Source organism: Paenibacillus oryziterrae (genome assembly GCF_042610485.1).
In the GTDB taxonomy this organism is placed as follows: domain Bacteria; phylum Bacillota; class Bacilli; order Paenibacillales; family Paenibacillaceae; genus Paenibacillus_AQ.
In genome coordinates this window covers 141,180-163,705 of sequence record NZ_JBGJZO010000001.1, presented here as the reverse complement: position 1 = coordinate 163,705, position 22,526 = coordinate 141,180, and the positions used below count along the sequence as shown (strand labels likewise).

General features: G+C 47.8%; 23 protein-coding genes. 7 read left to right on the top strand and 16 right to left on the bottom strand.

What is annotated here, in order from left to right; all coding sequences use genetic code 11:
* Nucleotides 1-21: 21 nt before the first annotated feature.
* The 3 genes from ACAN55_RS00805 to ACAN55_RS00795 form a co-directional block, all read right to left on the bottom strand.
* Nucleotides 22-522: a DinB family protein gene (locus ACAN55_RS00805; protein ID WP_379126797.1), complete on the bottom strand. Its 501-nt coding sequence runs from the start codon at nt 520-522 to the stop codon at nt 22-24.
* Between the two features lie 80 nt (nt 523-602).
* A complete protein-coding gene (locus ACAN55_RS00800) occupies nt 603-1,520 on the bottom strand; it encodes a helix-turn-helix transcriptional regulator (protein WP_379126795.1) in 918 nt (305 codons plus the stop codon).
* Nucleotides 1,521-1,647: 127 nt separating this feature from the next.
* On the bottom strand, nt 1,648-1,785 hold the full coding sequence (locus ACAN55_RS00795; RefSeq protein ID WP_379126793.1) for a hypothetical protein: 138 nt from the start codon (nt 1,783-1,785) through the stop codon (nt 1,648-1,650).
* A 370-nt stretch (nt 1,786-2,155) separates the two neighbouring features.
* Between ACAN55_RS00795 and ACAN55_RS00790 the strand changes: the two genes are divergently transcribed.
* Entirely contained in the window at nt 2,156-2,782 is a 627-nt protein-coding gene (locus tag ACAN55_RS00790; RefSeq protein WP_379126791.1) for an FMN-dependent NADH-azoreductase, read from the top strand.
* 149 nt (nt 2,783-2,931) lie between these two features.
* Here ACAN55_RS00790 and rsgA read toward each other — a convergent pair whose 3' ends face one another.
* The 4 genes from rsgA to ACAN55_RS00770 form a co-directional block, all read right to left on the bottom strand.
* Nucleotides 2,932-4,023, bottom strand: coding sequence for a ribosome small subunit-dependent GTPase A (rsgA, locus tag ACAN55_RS00785; RefSeq protein ID WP_379126789.1), 1,092 nt, complete (start codon nt 4,021-4,023; stop codon nt 2,932-2,934).
* Between the two features lie 475 nt (nt 4,024-4,498).
* Nucleotides 4,499-5,170: an HAD family hydrolase gene (locus ACAN55_RS00780; protein ID WP_379126787.1), complete on the bottom strand. Its 672-nt coding sequence runs from the start codon at nt 5,168-5,170 to the stop codon at nt 4,499-4,501.
* A gap of 153 nt (nt 5,171-5,323) precedes the next feature.
* A complete protein-coding gene (locus ACAN55_RS00775; protein WP_379126785.1) occupies nt 5,324-5,782 on the bottom strand; it encodes a DUF3939 domain-containing protein in 459 nt (152 codons plus the stop codon).
* Nucleotides 5,783-5,903: 121 nt separating this feature from the next.
* The gene (locus ACAN55_RS00770) at nt 5,904-6,500 is read right to left on the bottom strand and encodes a DUF2087 domain-containing protein (RefSeq protein WP_379126783.1); all 597 of its coding nucleotides are present in this window, start codon (nt 6,498-6,500) and stop codon (nt 5,904-5,906) included.
* Between the two features lie 193 nt (nt 6,501-6,693).
* Here ACAN55_RS00770 and ACAN55_RS00765 point away from each other — a divergent pair, with 193 nt between their 5' ends.
* Entirely contained in the window at nt 6,694-7,683 is a 990-nt protein-coding gene (locus ACAN55_RS00765; protein WP_379126781.1) for a YpdA family putative bacillithiol disulfide reductase, read from the top strand.
* A gap of 18 nt (nt 7,684-7,701) precedes the next feature.
* Nucleotides 7,702-8,145 carry a DUF441 domain-containing protein gene (locus ACAN55_RS00760; protein ID WP_379126779.1) on the top strand — a complete coding sequence of 148 codons (444 nt, stop codon included), beginning with the start codon at nt 7,702-7,704 and terminating at the stop codon, nt 8,143-8,145.
* A 76-nt stretch (nt 8,146-8,221) separates the two neighbouring features.
* Here ACAN55_RS00760 and ACAN55_RS00755 read toward each other — a convergent pair whose 3' ends face one another.
* Entirely contained in the window at nt 8,222-9,970 is a 1,749-nt protein-coding gene (locus ACAN55_RS00755; RefSeq protein ID WP_379126777.1) for an ABC transporter ATP-binding protein, read from the bottom strand.
* Nucleotides 9,971-10,093: 123 nt separating this feature from the next.
* Between ACAN55_RS00755 and ACAN55_RS00750 the strand changes: the two genes are divergently transcribed.
* Complete coding sequence (locus tag ACAN55_RS00750) at nt 10,094-10,600, top strand: ADP-heptose synthase (protein WP_379126775.1); 507 nt, start codon at nt 10,094-10,096, stop codon at nt 10,598-10,600.
* Nucleotides 10,601-10,659: 59 nt separating this feature from the next.
* Here the strand turns inward: ACAN55_RS00750 and ACAN55_RS00745 are convergent, their stop codons facing one another.
* Nucleotides 10,660-10,977, bottom strand: coding sequence for a HesB/YadR/YfhF family protein (locus tag ACAN55_RS00745; protein ID WP_379126773.1), 318 nt, complete (start codon nt 10,975-10,977; stop codon nt 10,660-10,662).
* Nucleotides 10,978-11,442: 465 nt separating this feature from the next.
* Between ACAN55_RS00745 and ACAN55_RS00740 the strand changes: the two genes are divergently transcribed.
* The 3 genes from ACAN55_RS00740 (at nt 11,443) to ACAN55_RS00730 (ending at nt 16,752) form a co-directional block, all read left to right on the top strand.
* On the top strand, nt 11,443-13,185 hold the full coding sequence (locus ACAN55_RS00740) for an ABC transporter ATP-binding protein (protein ID WP_379126771.1): 1,743 nt from the start codon (nt 11,443-11,445) through the stop codon (nt 13,183-13,185).
* A gap of 35 nt (nt 13,186-13,220) precedes the next feature.
* Nucleotides 13,221-15,299 (top strand): ABC transporter ATP-binding protein, encoded by a 2,079-nt coding sequence (locus ACAN55_RS00735; RefSeq protein WP_379126768.1) that lies wholly within the window; start codon nt 13,221-13,223, stop codon nt 15,297-15,299.
* Nucleotides 15,300-15,474: 175 nt separating this feature from the next.
* Entirely contained in the window at nt 15,475-16,752 is a 1,278-nt protein-coding gene (locus tag ACAN55_RS00730; RefSeq protein WP_379126766.1) for a DNA glycosylase AlkZ-like family protein, read from the top strand.
* Between the two features lie 137 nt (nt 16,753-16,889).
* On the opposite strand, the gene ACAN55_RS00725 is transcribed toward ACAN55_RS00730, so the two are convergent.
* The 7 genes from ACAN55_RS00725 to ACAN55_RS00695 form a co-directional block, all read right to left on the bottom strand.
* Nucleotides 16,890-17,498, bottom strand: a complete 609-nt coding sequence (locus ACAN55_RS00725) for a class I SAM-dependent methyltransferase (protein WP_379126763.1) — start codon at nt 17,496-17,498, stop codon at nt 16,890-16,892.
* A gap of 24 nt (nt 17,499-17,522) precedes the next feature.
* Nucleotides 17,523-18,071, bottom strand: coding sequence for a hypothetical protein (locus tag ACAN55_RS00720; RefSeq protein ID WP_379126761.1), 549 nt, complete (start codon nt 18,069-18,071; stop codon nt 17,523-17,525).
* Between the two features lie 22 nt (nt 18,072-18,093).
* The gene (locus ACAN55_RS00715) at nt 18,094-18,807 is read right to left on the bottom strand and encodes a hypothetical protein (RefSeq protein ID WP_379126759.1); all 714 of its coding nucleotides are present in this window, start codon (nt 18,805-18,807) and stop codon (nt 18,094-18,096) included.
* Nucleotides 18,804-19,778: an ABC transporter ATP-binding protein gene (locus tag ACAN55_RS00710; RefSeq protein ID WP_379126757.1), complete on the bottom strand. Its 975-nt coding sequence runs from the start codon at nt 19,776-19,778 to the stop codon at nt 18,804-18,806. The genes ACAN55_RS00715 and ACAN55_RS00710 overlap by 4 nt, the downstream gene beginning before the upstream one ends.
* On the bottom strand, nt 19,765-20,787 hold the full coding sequence (locus ACAN55_RS00705) for an SDR family oxidoreductase (RefSeq protein ID WP_379126755.1): 1,023 nt from the start codon (nt 20,785-20,787) through the stop codon (nt 19,765-19,767). Before ACAN55_RS00705 ends, ACAN55_RS00710 begins: the two co-directional genes overlap by 14 nt.
* Before the next feature lie 161 nt (nt 20,788-20,948).
* Nucleotides 20,949-21,296: a four-helix bundle copper-binding protein gene (locus ACAN55_RS00700; protein WP_379126753.1), complete on the bottom strand. Its 348-nt coding sequence runs from the start codon at nt 21,294-21,296 to the stop codon at nt 20,949-20,951.
* A gap of 152 nt (nt 21,297-21,448) precedes the next feature.
* Complete coding sequence (locus ACAN55_RS00695) at nt 21,449-22,477, bottom strand: CobW family GTP-binding protein (protein WP_379126751.1); 1,029 nt, start codon at nt 22,475-22,477, stop codon at nt 21,449-21,451.
* Nucleotides 22,478-22,526 lie beyond the last annotated feature (49 nt).

Genomic DNA, 22,526 nt, shown 5'->3' with positions numbered 1-22,526 from the left:
AGATTAAATAAATTCTCCTTTCTAGGCTGAGTACCAATAAAGAATATAATCGTTCATGGTGGAGGAGTGGTTTAGCTGACGCAGCATCGTAGAGACATTGCCCCTGTGATACGTCCCATGATTGACTGTATGCAGCACAATTTCCGATAAGCGTGTCTGACGGATTCCGGCGTATGGATTCTCGAGCAGGATGGTTTGCTCCAAATCATCTTGGCTTTGGAACCATTCGCTGTATTGTTCAGCTAACTCTTCGAAGAGGCTGACGTATTCATCCGCAGAATGCAGGATTTTCTCATTAAGCGGTCTTGTTGCTTGCAGCGCCTCTGGCATACCCGAACCTGTTAAAACAAGATACCACATTTTATCAACCGCATAGAGATGACTAAGTGCATGAGCGATGGTTGGAAAAGAGCTGTTCACTTCTTGGCTCAGCACAGAAGACGGGAGTTCCTTGATTCTTCTCAGGATCGTTTGGTTGGCCCATGTGTGGTATTTAAACATTTCTACTGGATGATTTGTCATTCGTATCGTCTCCTTTTGACTTCCTATGAATTGGAATGTTTCTGATCTCATCATAAAAGAAGAAGTATGACAACAGACCGTCATACTTCTTCATAATGTTTGAGTGTGTTTTGAAGTTGTTCTTTTAAGATCCCTCGCAGTGCAGGCGGAGCAAGAACTTCGGCGCCACTACCGAAACTCAGCAGAATTGTCCAAAGCCACTTTGCTTTCAATGGCTGATAAACCGGAACCCGGATGGTCATGCTTCCGTCGGCATGAAATTGCTTATCCGACTGGTGGAAATGATCCAGCACGTCCGCCAAAGCCTCCGGGCCCACCCGGATAACTACATCCTCTAATTGCTCTTGCCATTCCTGGTTTGTACAAGCCTCATCTTGAGGCACTTCGTGTTCTCCCTGAAATGATTCCTGAGTCAGAAACAAGTTCAACATCCGGGATAGCCGAAACTCCCGATAATCCCCGCGTGTTCGGCAAAACCCGTAAACGTACCAATTGCTATATTTATAATTAAGCCGAACCGGTTCAATATCACGGGTCAAACGTTCATTTTGTGCATTAATATAATCAAAGCGTACAATCTTTTGCTCCATAATACCCGCACGTAAACAACGAAGTGCTTCTGTAGCGGTCCGGTGATTTTCAAAGTCGACCGCTATACTAGGAGTCTTATGCTCCGTTCTAATGGTTTGCAGTCGCTCAATCGTTCCCTGCGCCCGCTCGTCTTCAAACACGGTGGAGAGGCTGCCCAATATGGTGATAAGTGAATTGACATCGTATGAACCGAGTAAGCTTTTATCCATTTTGTATCCGTCCATGATGCCATAGCCGCCTTTGGTTCCCTGATACGATATGACCGGGAAGCCGGCAGCACAGATCACGTCAATATCACGATAGATCGTTCTTTGGGAGACCTGGAACTCTTCAGCCAGCCTGGAGGCAGACAAAACTTCGTGATTCAACAGCTTGTAGATGATGGAGATTAATCGCTCCAATTTCATGTGTATCCCGCCCGTTAGTCCATTTCGTACTGCTGCTCAATATTATATCACAGCCTGCTAGGGGATACTGATACATCGATGGAGGAACGGCAGTATTGCCGGGAGTCATCTGGGCAAATCGGCCTGTTTAACTGATTTTGAAATTTTTCTTCTCCGCTGTCTCTGCTTTTTGGACACGAAGCTTGAACAGCTTCACTAAATTAAGACGTGTTTGCTCCTCCTGGCAGGTATCCAGCTTTTTAATAATAAACCGGTCAATGGACATTTTAATCACTCCTATATTTGTTTTGACCCTGTTCCGGTAATAATTTCCTGAAGATGTGTATCCCCTATTTAACCCCATATTCACAAGTTCAAACGTCACCTGTAAACGTATAAAATGCGGAAAAATGGCGTTAAATCAAGCTTTTTTCGACACCGCTATTGTCACATTCTATATATTGATGGCTTGATGAAAATTTCATGATTTTCAACCAAAGATGTTGTGGTGCATGATTTGACAATTTGTGAATCTACACTTTTAGATAATAAAAAATTTATTTCATGATTTTTTCAGGACTTTAATTGACAAACAAAAACTCCTGTACTATATTATTTACAGTAAGTAATAAATATAAATTTAAGGAGAAATCATAATGTCAAATGTCCTTTTTATTAAAGCAAATAACCGCCCCGCCGACCAGTCCGTAAGCGTACGTCTGTATAACGAATTCCTGGAGAGCTACAAGCTGAACAACCCGGAAGATGAAATTACCGAGCTTGATCTGTTCGCCGAGAATCTTCCTTACTACGACAACACAATCCTCACCGGGCTTTACAAAGAAGCTCAAGGATTCCCGGTAACAGAAGAAGAAGCTGCAAGTGCTGCAATTGTAAATAAATTCTTTACCCAATTCGAAGCAGCTGACAAAGTAGTCTTTGCTTTCCCGCTGTGGAATATGACGGTACCTGCAGTACTCCATACCTACATCGATTATCTGAACCAAGCAGGCAAATCATTCAAATACACTGCTGAAGGTCCAGTAGGTCTCCTGACAGGCAAAAAGGTAGTTTTGCTTAACGCAAGAGGCGGCATTTATTCCGAAGGTCCAGCAGCAAGTGCGGAAATGGCCGTTAACTTCATTAATGGCATCCTCGGTTTCTGGGGAATCAGTGATATTACGAAGGTTATTGTTGAAGGACATAATCAATTACCTGCCCAAGCCGAAGAAATCATCGCTAACGGCCTTCAATTGGCCAAAGAAACCGCTGCTTCTTTCTAATAATCCAAAATCATAAAAGTCCGGTTCTTTAGGGCGAGTTCAGCAAATGAAATGCACCATCAGATATACCGGACTTTTATTTATATACAGTAGTCCAGCACAACCTCCCTTCCATTTATGGAATCGGAGGTTGTGCTTTTTCTGTGACATTACAACTCTTCATACTCCTTCAGCCATACATTACTCCTTGGACGAGGGGGTTTCGTCTTGCCCTGCACCGACTCAAGCTTCTTCTTCGCCTTCCCTTCCTTAACACTCTGGTACAGCAGTTCCTTTCCGGTTTTGCGGTAATTCTGCAGTCTCTTTTCCTCAAGAACGCCACTGCGTACCGCTTCCAGCACTGCACAGCCTTCCTCATGCTCATGTCTGCAATCGCTGAAACGGCAGCCTGCCGCAAGCGCGGTTACATCTCCAAAGGCCATATCGAGCCCGCCATCTCCATTCCAAAGCTGAAGCTCCCTCATTCCCGGCGTGTCGATAATAATTCCGCCAGAGGGCATCACGAACAGCTCACGATGGGTGGTGGTGTGACGACCGCGGCTATCCCCTTCCCTTACATCCTGTGTGCGTTGAATCGTCCTTCCGCACAGCCAGTTCACCATCGTTGATTTGCCGCAGCCCGATGAACCGGTTAGTGCAACCGTCTGTCCTGTTCCAATATAAGGCAGGAGCGCATCCCGGCCGCTGTCCTGCAGCGCGCTTACGGCATGAACTGCTACACCCGGGGCTGCCTTCTCCATTTCGGCAATCTTCCGCTCTGCATCGTCACACAAATCTGCTTTCGTTAGCAAAATAACGGGCGTAGCTCCGCTGTTCCAAGCCATAATCAAGTATCTTTCCATTCTTCTGACGTTAAAGTCATCATTCAGGGCACTAACCAGGAACAAAATATCCACATTGGAAGCAATGATCTGCTCAGCAATAACGTTCCCTGCTGCCTGCCGCGAAATCATACTGCTGCGGGGAAGTACCCTGTGTATTATGCCTTGTTCACCCGCATCTGTAAGCATCAGAGCCACCCAGTCGCCTATCGCAGGGTAATCACCCGAAATGCCGGTTTCATGCCGCAGTTTACCTGAAAGCTCACCCCACAACTCACCTTGATCCGTCATCACACGGTACTTGCTTCCGAAATCGCCGACAATTCTTCCTGGTTCGAGTTGCTTGCCGCCATGCTCTTGACTCACTGTCTTAAATTTTTGTTCCCAGGCCGGATTCCAGCCGTATTGTTCGATATTCATTCATAGCCTCCTGATATTTCTTTTCTAATTTTGTTAATGCACTCGCCGCGCATCAGCGTATTCCGGTAACAGGAGGAACCGGCAGGATCAGCCTTTATCAGGTCAAATCCGCTTTCCGGGTAAACTAAAAAACCGCCGGAAATAAAGCTCCGGCGGCGATTTGATCTGATTGTACAGACCTTATCATACAATGAATACCGCAGTGAAATCTGCCGGTACTCATTGTACGCAAAAAAGCCGCCGGTACCCTACGGTCCCCGGCGGCTCTATCTCATGATTAAGAGCATACCTGCTGAGCTGCTTGAATTATATTCCTGCAGCCGCTGTTTCCGGAAGACGCGTATGAACAACAGTTACTAAAGTTGCGGTCTCTCCTGCATAAACTGTCATAATCACATCGTCTCCTTCCAGATATTATGAAGACATCATAAACCGTGCCCCGCTCGATGTCAACCGGCATTGTACTAAATAGGCATCAGAGGATATTCCGCAGCTCATCCAGCTCATGGATCATTCTCCACGGCTCCAACCCGAGTTTCTCATCCCACTCATGCTTCCTCCGAAGCCAGATCCCCTTCATTCCGGCTTGTCCGGCGCCCCAAATATCGTTAACCGGATGGTCGCCGATGAACAAAGTATTTGAGGAATCCGCACCCAATCGCTTAAGCGCCAATTGATAAATTTCCGGATCAGGTTTGCTTATTCCGACCTCTTCCGAGATCACGATGTCCTTGAAATATGGCCGGAGTTGAAGCAGATCAATCTTGGCATGCTGAATAGGCACTTTACCATTGGTTACGAGACCAAGCGTATAACCCTGCTCAAGGCAATAGTTCAGAATATCCATGGCATGCTTCATGATTGCTCCATGCGATTCATAATGGGTATCGTAATACACCCGAATTTCAGCTGCAGAAACCGGAGTACTCCATGGCAATACCTCACTCAATTCTGCAAAATAACCATCTTTGTCACGGTATCCGTCGGCATCACGGACAATCATATCCTCGACAACTTGTCCAGCCTCAGTAGGATCCAGATGACTAAGAAAGTCCTGTACAAATTGTGTGCAAAAACTCCGAAACGTATAATCCCGGTCCATCAGCGTATTATCCAGATCAAATAATAAGTTTGTGAACTTCTTCATTCTGTCATTCCCCTTGCACTTTCGTAATCATCAGTATGACCCATAAGAATATCATTGTACTATGCCTCACTGCACAAAGAAAAGACCATTCCGTAATCAGGAGCTCGTTACTCCCTCTTACAGGACAGCCTTATTTATTATCTGATTCTTGGCTCATGATTGAAAACGGTCGCTGCGGTGGGTCAGCATCATTTCCTCATCGGTAATGTAGAGCGGGAACGGCGGTGTTTCTTTTAAATATCTTTCCGTGTACAAGAGGCGGTAATGCACTTCGGGAAGCCATGAATCTTCAAGCAGCGGCAGCTTGCCGGTATCACTGATATAGTTGTCCACTGCAGACTGAACCAGATCGAGATAATACGGGACCAGCTTGTCTTCTTCTTCGAAAATTTCATAAGTTTCACGGGACATATAGAACTTCTGCTCCGAAATTCCACCAATGTAACGTTTCAGCCGGGAAAGATCAATACTCTTATCTTCAAGGATCAGTGCTGTACGGTTAATGGGAGTCGGCATATCCTCCTCGAATTTCCTAACAGCCTGCTTGATTTGGGGCAGCGTGACAGTTACATGACTTGGGGTAGGCTCCTTTTTGGTACGTTTAAATATCATACTGAAGGTCTCCTTTCGAAGTATATGTCAGATAACGCTTCCAATTCCAGTTTATTCGCTTTCCGACTTTTTAATCAGCATGATACGTAAACGTCACAGAATATTACCATTTTTAAGTTAATTATTTGACATATTCCCAGCGAGTCCACATCTCTTGAGGATTCAGCTCATACTTCTCGTTCTCACGGTACATGAACTGGTGCATAATAAACTCACGGCGGATGGTGGCATAATCTTCGTGGTAAGCTTTGATAAATTCATTTATCTCCTTCTCGGTATATACTCTGCCCGACTCCAGCTTCTCCACCATGTATTGGAGGACAATCAGCTTCTTTTTATACTGGGCGGGAATTTGACGTAAACGTCCGTCCTTGGAGAAAAAATTACGGATAACCGTATCCTGCAGACTAGGCTCCTGACTCTTCTCTTCCATATCCTGAGCTCCTTTGGAAAAAATAAATTGCAGTGACGCCTCCGCATTCGTCCGGATAAATTCCGGGTCCAGCTTAAAGTAGACCGTATTCTTCTCACGCCGTTCCCTGATGAGTGACGCCTCCCGCAGTTTCGCCGCATGATGGGTAACGGTCGGCTGGGAAAGACTCAATCTTTCAGCCAACGCCTGGCCATGCATTTCCCCGCTCGACAGCAACAGTAGAATACGCATGCGGGTAGGATCTGCTAAAGCCTTATGGTAATTGACGATTTTATCTAGTTGCAAGGTATTACCCCCTGTAATAGAATTCAAGTAATTAGATGTTCATCTAATTTTATCACAATGAATACTGTTATAACAATCCATTTCCAGTACGAAAGGCTCTTCTGGCAAAAATACTTCAAGTGCAGTACGATTTAGAGTGACCCATTCGGGGATGAACGGAAATAAACCATCAATCGGGAGGTTAGCTGCTGTAATGGAAGACGTAATCATCATCGGTGCAGGCCCCTGCGGGCTTTCAGCGGCAATTGAATGCCAGCGCCGCGGCCTTACAAGTCTCGTCATCGAGAAAAATTTTATTGTGCACTCTATATATTTGTATCCTGTCCATATGCAATTCTTCAGCACCACTGAGCTTCTGGAGATCGGAGATGTCCCCTTCACCTCGCCTCATGAGAAACCTTACCGACATGAAGCGCTCGTCTATTACCGCCGGGCGGCGGAGCTTCATCAATTGCGAATTGCCTCGTATGAGGAAGCGCTGAAGGTAGAACCGCTGAAGGATGGGAGTTTTGCTGTACATACTGTAAATATGCGCGGAGAAAGCCAGACCCGCTTAGCCGCCAATGTTGTAATTGCCACAGGTTATTTTGACCAGCCGAATCTGCTTGGTATTCCAGGAGAAGAGCTGCCAAAGGTATCACATTATTTCGGAGAAGCCCACCCGTATAGCGGTATGAAGGTTACTATTATCGGTGGAAGCAATTCCGCAGTAGATGCAGCGCTCGAACTGATGCGGGTCGGTGCCAGCGTAGATGTAGTCTACCGGGGTGACAATATATCGGATAATATAAAGCCTTGGGTCCGTCCGATCTTTGAAAGCATGGTACAGAAGGGAAAGATAACCCTGCATCTTCAATCCAGAGTAACAGAGATTCACCCCGATTCTGTTAACATAACTTCTAAAGACGAAGTCAACCTGAGGCTAGATAATGATTTTGTGCTTGCACTAACCGGCTTCCGCCCGAATAGAGCTTTGCTTACTTCTGCTGGGATAACCATATTGGATGGGCAGGATAAACCTGAGTTTAATCCAGCAACGATGGAAAGCCATGTGCCTGGACTGTATATTGCAGGGGTTATAGCTTCCGGCAGTAATGCGAACGAAGTGTTCATTGAGACCGGCCGGGGACATGGTACACTGATCGCTGAACATATCGCTTTGAGACAATCTAAACATGATTAAAGGAGTTGCGCACTCAGTATGGATATAACTTCCTTACTTCTGCTGGCACTTGCCGCCCTCGGCATCATTAGCAGTAATTCTCCCGTTACGATAGCTATGGTCTTCCTGCTACTCCTGCGTGTATTGGGTCTGCATCAGGCATTCCCCTGGCTCGAAAAGCATGGACTGACCATCGGCATCATTATTCTCACCATCGGAGTGATGACTCCGCTTGCGAGCGGCAAGATCTCCTTACAGACGGTCGGTCAATCGTTTTTGCACTGGAAATCACTAACGGCCATAGGAATCGGAGTTCTCGTTGCTTACCTTGGCGGTCGCGGTGCGGTGCTGATGGGCAGCCAGCCGACGGTTGTAGCTGGCCTGCTGATCGGAACCGTCATCGGCGTAGCCTTTTTCAAAGGCGTGCCCGTCGGGCCGCTTATTGCCGCAGGCATTCTCTCTTTGCTGATCGGCCGGGTGTGACTTTAATTTCCCTTGAATACAAATTAAACAAAGGATGCCCTAAGCCAATGGCTGAAGGACATCCTTTGCTTGTGCTTTACGTATCGAGGCGCTGAACATTGAACAGCCGGGCATAACTGCCGTCTTTTAACATGAGTTCTTCATGGGTACCGCGCTCTGTGATCTCCCCATTCTCAAGTACCACAATGATATCCGCATGTGTAATGGTCGACAGCCTGTGGGCCACAATCAGAGTTGTCCGCTGTGAAGCCAGTGACTTCAAGGATTGCTGGATCAGGTGCTCCGACTCCAGATCGAGCGCGGATGTTGCCTCATCGAGGACCAGTACCCGGGGATCCTTAAGAAATACGCGGGCAATAGCTACACGCTGTTTCTGTCCTCCTGAGAGCTTCACTCCTCTTTCTCCTACTTCTGTGTCATAGCCTTGAGGCAGCGCCATGATGAAATCATGGGCGTTTGCCGCCTGGGCGGCCTTGATAATCAGTTCATCACCAGCCTTGGGATTGCCGAACAGAATATTGTCCCGCACCGAGCCGCTGAAGAGGAAGTTATCCTGCAGCACCATGCCAACGAACCTCCGCAGACTTTCCTGTGTTACACCGCGCACATCCCGCCCGTCCATGGACAGACTACCTTCCTGAACATCATAGAAGCGGGGAATCAGACTAATCAGCGATGACTTCCCTCCACCGCTCATTCCGACAAAAGCAACCGTCTGCCCCGGCTGAATACTCAGATTAATATTTTTCAACACCCATTCATTCTCATCATTGTATTTGAACCATACATTCCGGAATTCAATGGCTCCCTTAGCTCCTTCAAGCGGTCTGGCATCCGGGCTATCCACGATATCATAAGGTTCCTCCAAGAGCTCCAAGACTCGTTCCAGCGAGGCTGAGGCCTGAGTAAGGACGGTTGAGGAATTAATCAAACGGCGTAGTGGTGCATACATCCGGTCCAGATAGCCAAAGAAAGCCACAAAAGTTCCAAGCGTTAAATGACCTAGAATGACCTGATATCCGCCGTAGGCAATTACCATCAGCGGAGCGATATCCGTCAGCGTGTTAATAATCGCATAGGTGAAAGCATTCCAGCGGGTCTGAGCCATGGCTTTATTCAGGAAATTCCCGTTAATTCCGGCGAACTTCTCTTGATCCACCCGCTCCATTGTAAAACTCCGGATAATGGCTATCCCTTGAATACGTTCATGCAGATAAGCCTGTATCCCAGCGAGTGCCTGCGAACGGTCTTTCGTCAGCACTTTCAACCGTTTGTATAGCTTGCTTACGGCAATACCATATAAAGGCAGGACCGCAATCGATACGAGTGCAAGCACCGGGTTCAGATACACCATAAAAGCCAAGGCGAACACCAGCGTGAACATATCCAGCCAGACATTCATCATCCCGACTTCCACCAGATTCTTGGTCTGCTCCACGTCATTGATGAACCGTGAAATAGCTTCACCCACCTTAGTATTCTGATAGTAACGGAGTGATAGCATCTGCATATGGCGGTATAGCTTGTTGCGCATATCGTATAGCACCTTACTCGTAATCAGCTGGGCAAAATACTGACGGAAATATTCGACAGGGCTTCTGATGATTACAAAAAGAACAAATGCCCCTCCCAGGATTGCCATCAGCCGGGATACCCTCTCCTGAACCGTCAATTCAGAGTTCATCAGTAGATGATCCACTACGTATTTGAGTATCATCGGCAGAGTAAGCGGAATGCTGAATTTGATCATGCCGATGATCAGAGTCAACACAATCCATTTCATATAGGGCCTTACGAATGTGTAATATGATTTCCATTGTTTCACTGGTCAGCGGGTCCTTTCCTCGATCATTCTGTAACAAATGTTGACTTTTGTTCTATACAGTGTTTTTATAATTTTAAGTCCTATGGATTTATCTAGCAGTACCGTACCTTCAGGAGGATAATCATGTCCAGACAATTTGTGACGGAAGCCGTCATGATGGCGATTTACGGCCAGCTTCTTGTACCGGGAAGCCTGGTGGAATATATTGTACCGTATACTTCGATCCTTGAGCTGTATGAGCTTCGGGACAGCGATGAGCCTCTGATGAATTACCAGGAAGATGACAAGCATGTCAAAGCCAAGATCGTCGAGCTTATCAACTACTTCGAAGAGCCGCTGAACAAGAAGAAGATCAACCGTTGCCTAACCATGCCCTGGGCAAAAAGTTCCGCCATTCTACTTGGAGGACATGCGCAAATTGTTGTAATCAATGGCGTGGATACTGCCGTATATGGCGAATCGTTTGATCCGATTGAAACAGAGCTGCTCCTCGCCTCTCAGCGCGAGAAGGTGCCGGTTCTTACGGATCAGTTCGAACTTATCCAACGGATCATTGAAGGCGGCGTTCCCGTCCAGGTATATGACATTGATGATTTTGATTATGCCATGGAAGAGGAACATTCCCGTTAGGGAGCCCTAAATTCCCGGATTGAAATGAAACCCCTGCCGATTTGGCGGGGGTTTTAAGTTTACTGTAGTTTGCTGCCGGGCAGTGACAACGCTTCATACCTGTATTCAATATCATCTTCGGTCTCAGAATACACAATTGACAAATCATGCCCATCCATATACCACAGGTCCTGCTCCTCCATGTAGAAGGTGATTCCATCCTGCAGAATCTTAACCGCTGGGCGTCCAGGCATTTCAACGGCTAAGCCAAGAGAGAACCCGGGATGTAGTCCACCACCTGAACTGTAGCGGGGAAATAAGCGGATATAGTCTCCTTGTTCCAGTGCCAACTCACGCTTGAACCAGGCTGCCGCGCCTGTACTTACGTTAATATTCACGTCTCTCAGCTCCTTTTTGTCCCTCCATCATACTCAATAAAAACCATTTTTCCAAATCGATAACTGCAAAAATCCATTTGACAACGTCTCGGGACCAGTGATAAACTCGGAACATAACGAAGCACTTCAAGTTATTACCAAATCAAAGAAAGGGTGAGCGCGGTGTTTAATCGAGATTTTGTACCTACATTTCCCATTGTCGTTAATTTCACACAACCAAATACCGAAGCAGCCCGAGTGGTGAAACTTTTCTGAAGCGCTGGCAGATCTTAGTGCCATATCCTTCGAACCGTTGAAAGTCTCCCTTGCCTGGTGCTGCTCAGCACCGTGCGCATGATAAGCTCTAACTACAGGCATATCGTCCGTTTTCGGATGGTATGCCTTTTTATATGCTTTGGAGCGCCCACTCCCTACTTCACATGACTTCTAACCATCTCCACTTCAACCTGAAAGGAAGGGATTTAATTGTTCTCAGTTCTTACCAATCTCGGATGGTTCTTCCGCCGGGAAAAAAGACGCTATTTCATCGGCCTGGTGCTTCTGATTGTCGCGGGTGTTCTGGAGCTTCTGCCTCCGCGTCTGCTGGGCAATGCGATTGATGAAATTGTCCGCGGTTCGATTTCCGCTGCGTCACTCACACAATATATTGCCATGATCATCGCCCTGCTGCTGGTCATCTATTGGATTACTTACATATGGATGCACAAGCTGTTTGGCGGTTCCAATCTCGTAGAGCGTCTGCTTCGTTCCCGGTTCATGAACCGGTTAATGACCATGACCCCATCCTTCTTCGAGCGCAACCGCACCGGAGACTTGATGGCACGGGCTACGAATGATATTCGCGCCGTATCCGTAACTGTAGGCTTCGGAATGCTCACGCTAGTGGACTCCACGATCTTCTTATCGGTTGTTCTGCTTGCGATGGGCTTTCTGGTTAGCTGGAAGCTGACCCTGGCTGCGGTATTGCCGCTTCCGCTTATCGCCATCGCAATGGTCTTTTACGGCAAAGCCATTCATGACCGTTACAGTCTTGCTCAGGATGCATTCGGGGATATGAATGACCAAGTGCTGGAATCGATATCCGGTATCCGTGTAATTCGGGCCTATGTGCAGGAACGGCTGGATGAGAAACGTTTCTCCGATATTACCGAAGACGTCTACCGTAAAAACATGGCCGTAGCCTGGATCGACGCCTTCTTCGAACCTACCATCCGCTTCTGTGTCGGACTAAGCTATATCATTGGCCTTACGTATGGGATTTATCTTGTCTTCCGCAATCAAATCACTCTTGGAGACCTCGTCTCTTTTAACATGTATCTCGGGATGATTGTCTGGCCGATGTTCGCCATTGGCGAGCTAATCAACATTATGCAACGCGGCGGCGCCTCCCTCGAACGGATCGACGAGACACTGAATTCCGTCCCAGATGTTCAAGACATTGCACATCCGATCCCTGTTGAAGCTCCAACCCGCATTGAACTGAAGGATGTAACCTTCCGCTATCCATCCTCGACGATTGACAACCTTTCAGGAGTCAGCCTCTCACTATCAGAAGGTGAAACTCTGGGTGTTGTAGGCAGGACCGGCAGCGGGAAGTCAACACTTCTAAAGCAACTGCTTCATGAATATCCGACGGGTACCGGTGAAATCCGGATATCCGGTGTTCCTATCGGACACATCGCCCTCGACCGGCTACACAGCTGGATGGGTTATGTTCCGCAGGAGCAGATTCTCTTCTCCAAAACGGTCCGTCAGAACATTCAGTTTGGTCTCGATAATGCAAGTGATGAAGTCATCATGGATGCCATCACTGCCGCTGCTTTCCAGAACGATCTGGGCACTTTATCCGAAGGGCTGGACACTCTGGTTGGTGAGCGCGGGGTATCCCTCTCCGGAGGACAAAAGCAGCGTGTGTCGTTATCACGTGCTTTCATCGCCAATCCCGATATTCTGATTCTGGATGATGCCCTTTCAGCCGTTGACGCGCGGACAGAAGCACGTATTATCGAGAATATCCGCCAACAACGCGAGGGTAAAACAACCCTGATCGCCACACACCGTCTCTCAGCCATTGAGCATGCGGATCAAATTGTTGTGCTTGAAGACGGCAAGGTTACTGAGCGGGGAACTCATCAGGAACTTCTGGATCTTAACGGCTGGTACCGTGAGCAATATGACCGGCAGCAAGTGGAAAACAACTTATCCTAATGAACTCTTTCAATCACTCTCAAGGAGGTGTCACCGTGACACAAAGTACAGGCAAACGCCTGCTGCAATACGCATTAACTGCTAAGAAAACCTTTATTGCAGCCCTTCTGCTGTTATCTATTGGGGTAGCGGCAGAGCTGGCCGGACCTTTCATCGCCAAAAGCATGATTGACAACCACATGCTGGCTATCGAGAAGCCATATTACGAAACTACAACATCGAAAGAAGCAGCGGAATACAAAGACAGGTTATTTAAGCGGGCAGACCGCTTTGAGGCTGGAGAAACCAAAGGGCAGGAAATCCGCCTCTTACAGGCTGGACGAAGCTTCTACCTGATCAACGGAGCCGTTGAGCAGCCTGACGGTGAGCGCATCTATACGAACGGTGAACTTCATATTGTGCGCGGCACGGAAGAGGCGGTCTACCCAGCAGTCAGGCTCTCTGCGACAGAGCTGTTCGCTTTTTACAAACCTGAGCTTCCCGGGATTTATGAGCTGGTAGGCTTATACGGCCTCTTCCTCGTCATCTCCATCTTCGCAGAATTCGGCAAAACCTACTGGCTGCAGTCCTCTGCCAATCAGGTTATCCGCAAGCTTCGCACCGATGTATATGCTCATATTCAGCGGCTCCCGGTATACTTTTTCGATAACCTGCCTGCGGGTAAAGTCGTATCCCGGGTTACCAATGATACAGAAGCCGTTAAGGATCTGTTCATCGCGGTGCTGTCCAACTTCTTCACAGGAGTTATCAATCTGATCGGTGTATATATCGCGCTCTTTCTGCTGGATATCCGGCTGGGTCTGATCAGTTTGTTCATCGTGCCGATTCTGGTAGCATGGATCATTCTGTACCGCAAGATCGCCACCAAATTCAATACGATTATTCGTTCACGCCTGAGCGAGATCAACGCCATCATTAATGAATCGATCCAAGGTATGTCGATCATCCGTATCTTCCGCCGCCAGAAGCAACGGAGTAGCGAGTTCGAAAGTCTGAACGATGATTATCTGAAATACCAGAACAAAATGCTCAATCTGAATGCTTTTACCTCCCACAATCTGGTGAATTCACTGCGCAGCTTATCCTTTGTATGCGTACTGTGGTATTTCGGCTTCGGCAGCCTGGGCGGCTCCACATTTGTATCACTGGGTGTGCTCTATGCCTTCGTCGATGTTCTGGGCAGAATGTTCCACCCGATTACGGGGATGGTAAATCAGCTGGCCAATCTCGATAGCTCCATGGTATCTGCAGGACGTGTATTTACGCTAATGGATGAACCTGGTGAACCCGTAACCGATGGCTCCATGCCGCGTTACAAAGGAAATGTAGTCTTTAAGGATGTATCCTTTGCTTATAAAAAAGATTTCGTCCTTCGTGACATTTCCTTCGATGCACCATCAGGACAGACCGTTGCGCTAGTGGGCCATACAGGCTCCGGCAAAAGCTCGATTATCAACCTGCTGTTCCGCTTCTACGATCCGCAGCAAGGCTCGATCACCATTGACGGACAGGAAGTTACGGATATGCCGAAGCAATGGCTGCGCAGCCACATGGGCATCGTGCTACAGGATCCGTATCTGTTCACAGGTACGATCGCTTCCAATGTAAGCCTGGGGGATGAACGGATTACACGTGAACGCGTGGAACGCGCCCTGTGTGAGGTGGGAGCAGATAAACTTCTGGCCCATCTTCCACAAGGTTTTGACGAGCCGGTCATCGAGAAAGGCAGCACCCTCTCTGCCGGACAGCGGCAGTTAATCTCATTCGCCCGTGCACTGGCCTTTGATCCAGCCATTCTTATCCTGGATGAAGCCACTTCCAATATCGATACAGAGACGGAGAGTATTATTCAAGAAGCACTCGAGGTGCTCAAGAAAGGCCGCACCACTTTCATCATCGCCCACCGGCTATCCACGATCCGCAGCGCAGATCAAATTCTGGTGCTGCATCACGGTGAAATTGTGGAACGCGGCAGCCACGATGAGCTGATGGCACTTGGCGGCAGATACTTCCGCATGTACCAGCTTCAGCTTGGAGCAGGTGCTGCTGCAGAAGCTAAGACAGCCGGAGGCTCAGTTACTGGGGATGCTCAGACTCTGCCAGTAACCAGTTAGAGGGAGAAACCAAAGCGGGTACTACACCAGTATTCCAGCCTGTTCCAGATCCGCTTACCTAACAGCTATTACCTAACAGCTATTCTCATTCGCCCCTGCACCGAAATTCCGGTGCAGGGGCTTTTTCTCTGCCTTGTGAATGGAACATTTGTTCTGTATAATATTAACTAATATAATGGAGCGGAGTGATGGCGAATTGATCAACTACCGGATTACTAAACGTCAGGCAAGACTATTCCTGCTGGAACATCAGGGACTTGGAGCCTCCCGTCTTCACGGCGGCAAACAAAGTATTGTTGACTATATCCGGCGGGTAGGCTGCATACAATACGATCCACTCAGCATTGCGGGACATAATCACGAGCTTGTTCTGCAAGCCCGGATTCCGGGATTCACACCGGAACTGGTGCAGGAGCTGTTATATAAGGACCGGCTGCTGATCGACGGTTGGGATAAGAACATGTCCATTTATAGTACAGAGGACTGGCCTAATTTCACACGAAGTCGGAACAAGGCTCTACATCGATACGAGGGAAATCCAGAGATTATGGCTACGGTACAGAAGGTCCGCAGTGAGCTCGCAGCACGCGGCCCCCTCTCTTCCATTGATCTGGAGGGGAAAGACAAAGTTAACTGGGCCTGGGCACCGGCAAGGGTCTCGCGAGCGGCAATGGAGAGCATGTATTTCTGGGGCGAAACCGTTATTCATCACCGGGTTCACACCCGTAGGTTCTATGACTTTGCTGCGAAGCTTCTACCCGAAACTTTACTGGAAGCGCGGGATCCAAATCCCGGCGAGGATCAATTTGTGGAATGGTATGTACTCCGGCGCATTGGCAGTATCGGACTTTTATGGAACCGGTCAGGCGACGGTTGGCTAGGTATTAGTGAATTTAAAAGCAAGGAACGCACAAGTGCCATTCAGCGGCTGCTTGAGCAAGACAAACTCCGGGAAGTTCGGGTAGAGGATATTAAACTGCCTTTATACATCCGGACAACGGATGCACCTGTATTGGAAGAGATCATTCTCAACTACCCTGACGATGAAATTTATGTGGAAGTTCAATATGCTGCAGCTCTCGCGCCTTTAGATAATCTGATCTGGGAGCGGGAATTAATATCGCAGCTGTTCGGATTTCAATATCGATGGGAGGTATACAAACCTGTAATTGATCGGGAATACGGGTATTATATTCTACCATTATTAGTCGGGGACCGCTTTGTCGCAAGATTCGAACCCATCTTCGATAAGAAATCGCGAACCCTGCATATCCAGAACTGGTGGTGGGAAGCGGGTGTGTCCCTTACACCGGAGCTAAGCACTGCTCTGCGTGGGGCTATCTCTTCGCTGATTACTTGTCTAAAGGCCGAGTCTGTACAATTTAGGCCGGAGATCCTCTCGGCATCCCAGCTGCATATGTTAGCAGACAGCTTGGACGCATTAAGCAAATAACAAAACATCAAGCATGTACACTGAACGAAGAGCTCCCATATGATCAATTACTAAATAAGTAACCGTCCAAACGATTTAGTCCAGCAACCGAAGCATTATAATAAAGAAGACAGCTTCCTAAAGTGGAAGCCGTCTTCTTATTTTTTTCTAGCGATATAGTCGACAAAACCCTGCCGGATCCATTCTCCATCAAATATTCTTTCGACTACACGATCTTCCTTATATAGGAGCTCCATGTCACTGAACATTGAATCCGGTTCATCTGCCCTGTAGTAGGAATGAATTACCGGAAGATCATCATCGAACTGCTCATATTCATTATCTCCGACGCAAGGACCTTGTCCGCAGCGGAAATCATTTACGGTAAGAAAGTTGGCAAACAGCAGACCGCCTGGCTTCAATACGCGCTTCATTTCCTCGAGAGACTGCTTCACTTCCTGTTTTCTCATATGAAAGATGGAATTGTAGGAATAGACGAACCCCACGGATGCATTATCGAACTCCAGCTTCCGCATGTCCCCCTGGCGTACGTTTAAGAAGTATTGATGATCCATCCCATATTGATTGGCAATCCTGATCTGCTCAGGGTCGCAATCGATTCCGTGGGTGATATAGCCATTTCCGGCAAACATAGCTAACGGCGGGGTATCGCCACCTGCTCCGCAATCCAGAACGGTACGTTCCATCTCCGTTTCATTACAATACATCAGGAATCTGTACATAGGTATTTGTTTAAAAATCTCCATCACATCAGCACTTCCTTTATGTATTTATTTCTTCCAGCGGGTGGAGTCACGTCTCAGCACTTCAGGCGACATTGAAGATAATAACCGTTTCTTTCCGCTCAGATCCTGAATGCCTTCCCCTTGCTGTTCCAGCCCCAGCTTGGTATACATCTCTGTGCAGTAGCCCTGTAATTTAAGCTCTAGTCTGCCAGCTTTGTTCTTGAATCTTTTGAGCTCGCGAATCATATGTGCTCTCCCGGCGGGAGTGAAAGTATCCTGGATACGTTCTTTGAAATAATCATGCACGATATGATTGCGCTGCTTCCATACGTCCTGAAGCTGTGCGGTTTCCTCCTGGGAGAATGGAAAATGATGCTGGATTTCTTTGATGAGCTGGCCGAGTGAATTGCCGAGTTTGCGTTGGTACAGATCAGCCAAATCGGCTTCTGATGGCGTCTTGCCTTGTGATAGCTTAGTCAGAAGCAGGAGATTGGTAAGCTGTTGCTCCAGCGCCTGACCATAATAGACAGCCAGGCCGAAATATGCGAATAACTCTTTGGAATGCTCACTCTCCGGTAGTTGTGTGTCCTTCATCTTTCCTCCCGTTACAAGTTTTTTACCTCCTGGTATGATCCTTCTTACCAGTTCTATATAAGTATACCGTTATTAGTACTGCCGAGTACAAGCCTGTCTGAAAAAAAGTTGCCAGCATCGCCGAGAACGGGCGAGTATCTCCATCCATTAATGCGTTCATCAGCGGAGCAACCGGTGGTAACAGAAAACGGAGCGGAATCAGTGGACCATGCAGAACATCGCTGATCTGAGTGCCCCCAATAGACAGGATAATCACTGCCAGCATGAGTCCAGTAGCGTAGCTGGCTTTGGATACCCACGATGACTGTAGAAATAGCGAGATAGCAATCCCCAGCAGTCCCAGCAGAGCATGGCCGACTAAGGCCAGCATGAGACGATACCCCCCTACAGGTCCGGGGAATTGTTCAGTAGCGATTGGATATATCACAATCAGAATATCCAGAATCAATGTCACTAACAACAGACTGAGAATGGCTCCGATACTATGCTTTCTGGCACTACGCAGATGGACGATAACCACCTGCCGCTGCACAGGCTGTTCATGGTTCAGGAAGCTAAGGCCCATAGCCGCGCAGCAGATGAACAGGATTACGGCTGTTGCAGAATAGCTGTTCATGATCGGATTGGGTTTGTATGAATAGAGTACCAGAACTGCAATAACCACACCAGCCAGAGGACCAAAATACCGCTGGGAGCGGGTATAACTCTTCAATAAATACGACATTAATGAGATCATGCCTCAGCCACCTCTTGCTGCTTGGGTTTTGGGGACATCCATAGCTCCAAGCCGGCCATACCGCCACGCTGCTCCACAGAGATAATAGAACCCTGCGCCTCCAGAATACACCGGAGGAAGCTGTCGCTCACAGATGAATCAACGGATAACGCCAAGCAACCTGTTTCCCCGTACTCATCCGCAGCGGAGTGGGATATAAACCCCGGCATTTGTGATAAGTTCGGGGTTATTTCTTTCGTAATACCTTTATAAATGATAAAAGACAAAGATGAACCGATCAGCTCTGACCTATCCAGCGTGCGTATCGTCCGGCCGTTGTGCAGCACATGCACACGATCAGCAAGCAACTGTACAAAGTGGGGTTCATGCACCGAGAAAACAACCGCTGTCCCCTTGGCTTTTAGCTCCTTGATAAGCTGAACGAGGGCATCCTGTGCAGGAGCATCGAGGCCTGACATCGGCTCATCAAGCAGCAGAAGTGAAGGCTCCGCAAATACGCTTTGCATCAGGTTCACCTTTTGCAGCATCCCCTTAGAGTAGGTTGACATGGAACGGGAACGGTAGCTCCCCAGATGAAATCGTTCCAGCAGTGCTGCGGTCCGAGACTGTATGACCCCGGAGTTAAACCCATGTAGTCTCCCTATACTGTGAAGGAACTCTTCCGGTGTGAATTTCAGTCCAGGAAATACCTCAGGTGCGTAACCGATCTTGCTGTTCTTCCCTTGATAATGCAGCCGTCCGGAGGAGACCTTGATCAGTCCGGCGAGAATGGACAAAAGCGTGCTTTTGCCAGAGCCATTTCGGCCGATTACGGCCATGGCCTCACCTTCTGAAATGCTCATTGAGACCTCATCCAGTACCGTAACCCCGTTGTATATTTTGCCGGCATGCTCCAGTACAACAAAGGGTCTTCCAGACGTATCCTTTAATCTACCGTTTAGGCTAGACACGGTTTCCTCAAATTTCGTCATGTTGTTCACCTTTTGAAATCAGCGCTTCTTCACGTTCCCGACTCAGTCCTGCGGCATGCGGACGCTTCTTCCATTCTTCCGATGCCCAAACATGGGTATCTCTTACGGTCTCGCGAATATTGCGGAGAACCAGCCCGTTCTGCATTGCTTTGGCATTGCTAATTGCACTTTTGGCTCCCGGGATCCAGAAAGGCATATCACTCCAGGGGCTGACATTATGGCTGCTCAGGAACTCTTCATTTTTCCAGATGAATGTTGGTGATGTATGTAGTGCATCGGCACACTCCTGAAGGAACTCTTCCATCGTAAACGGAGACTGGGGTCCACTGGCGTTGAAGGTTCCCGCCGTTTTATTAGTAATTAACTGAACCGTCCATTCCGCCAAATCACGGGCATCAATCACCTGAAGCCTTCCTTCTTTAGGCAGGGGAGCCAGAATAGTACCACCCTCTGCTATACGCTCTACCCAATACGTAAATCGATCTGTCGGATCGTATGGACCCGCGATAACACATGGACGAATATGAGTGACTAACGGAAAAGACCTTTTATCAATCTCTGCTTCACAAAGTACTTTCAGCTCTCCATACAGCTCGCGGCCCCTGCTCTCTTCCCCTTGTCCGGCCAGCCATATCTTCGCCTCCTCTGGATTTAGGGCGACAAGCTCAGAGGTTTCATCTATGTACTCTTTATAAATCCAGTCTTTATATACTGAACAAGTCGAAATGAACAAATAATGCTCGGTCTGACCTTTCAAAAGATCTGCAGTGCGTGCAACCGAATGGGGGAAATATCCACAAGTATCCACCACGGCATCCCATGTCCTTCCCTGGAGCTGCTGGAGGTCATGAGCGTTGTTTCTGTCACCAATGATGGTCTCTGTACCCGGAAAAACACCACTGCGACTTACTCCCCGGTTAAATACCGTTACCTCGATACCTGCTTCAATCAGCTTCTCGACAATATGTCTACCCACAAACCGGCTTCCGCCGATCACAAGAACCTTCATGCGCTCCCCTCCCTCCGCATGTATTCGCCGGAATAAGAGCTATTCCCTCTAACTACCACTCTTTAAATCGTATCCCATAAAAATAGCCAGCCCCTTGCAGCGCAACCTCCTGCAAAGTTCCGGCTGTTATCCAAAGCGAATGGCTTACATATAATCAGGCATTACGCGTAGACTTCAACGGCTTCACTGATCTGACGGCAAGCTTCAGCACAGCTCAGACAAGCTTCGATGCAACCATTGCAGCGGGTAAGTACATTCTGGCTGCATACCTCTGCGCAGCGTTCGCAGATTTCAGCACATAACCGGCAAATTTCTGCTACAAACGGGCTTTGACGGGTCATGGCCTGAACGGCAAAGGCACAGATATCTGCGCATTCCCGGTCCATACGAATAATGTCACGCAACGATTCCAAATCATATTCCTTTAGGCTTGAGACATAGCTGTAATTACAGGCATTCATACATTTGATACAAGCTTCAATGCATTCCTGATATTGGATTGGGGTCATACCCTTTACCTCCTGCTTGATTTGTCAGTATGTCTTTGTATTAACCTGACGGCTTTCTAACGAACCAACTTTGTTAATCAAGTTAACCACTTACATTTGAAAACTTTACCCCGTTAATGTGTTTCCTTTGAAAACATCCGGCTTCTATGGGATTACAAGCTTCTCTTAATGCTCCCCGGTCTGCTCAATAGCCGTTTTTCCAATTTGAGAAGCTGGTTGCGAATCTCCCCCGATGAGAAATGTTCGCCGATAAATACCGCAACATCCGGCACATCGCCTTGAGGTGTTATTTTCATAAAATCAGATTCACGATAAGCAAATTGAAAAAGATAACGACTCGATGTATCACTGAACGTAACGATCCCCTTAGCCCGGTACACATCCCTCGGTAGCCCGTTTACGAAATTCTCGAATTCCACGCTGTCCACAGGACGCTTGAAGTAATGAGTGTAAGCCATGACATGATCATGCGTATGATGGTATCGGTGTGGTTCTTCACCCTCCACTGATCTGGCAGGTGCTATTGGATCGGCTTCGAAATCCGTTTCCTCATCATCCGCATTGAGAATCCCCCCCGACTGGTCGATCAGCTCCTGGGGTTCAACATTGCAGCGAACAGCCGGCATAATAGCTGCATAATGATTCCATTTACGAAGAACAGCCTGAACCTCTTCCCCTTCTTCAGGGGATACACGGTCCGTCTTATTTAGAACGAGTACCGAAGCACAACGGATCTGTTCTTGCATCAGACGATAAGTTGCACCTTGCTGGGAACGGTAAAGCTCCAGTAAATGTGCGGCATCCACTACGGTAATCAGACTTTTCAGCTCAACTTTAAGGTACAAGGAGGTTTCTGTGACAGCATCTACGATTTCCAGTGGGTTCGCAGCTCCCGTAGCTTCAATGATCACCACATCCGGTGATTCCTTCTTGATTAGTGTTGCAAGCTCCGTACTGAGGTCTCCGCGGCTGGAACAGCAAATGCAGCCTCCCAGCATTTCAGCCATCGGTACGGTTTCTTCCACCAACAGGCCCTCCAGATTCACCTCGCCAAGCTCATTCATGATGATTGCTGGGCGTTTCCTTTGGCTTTTCCAATAATCAAGCAGCCGGTACAGCAGTGTTGTTTTACCGCTACCAAGAAATCCAGACAATATATATACAGGTACAGCTTGCTCCATAACCATCTCTCCCGAAAAAAAATCGTGTATGCTAGCGAGTGTACTACAC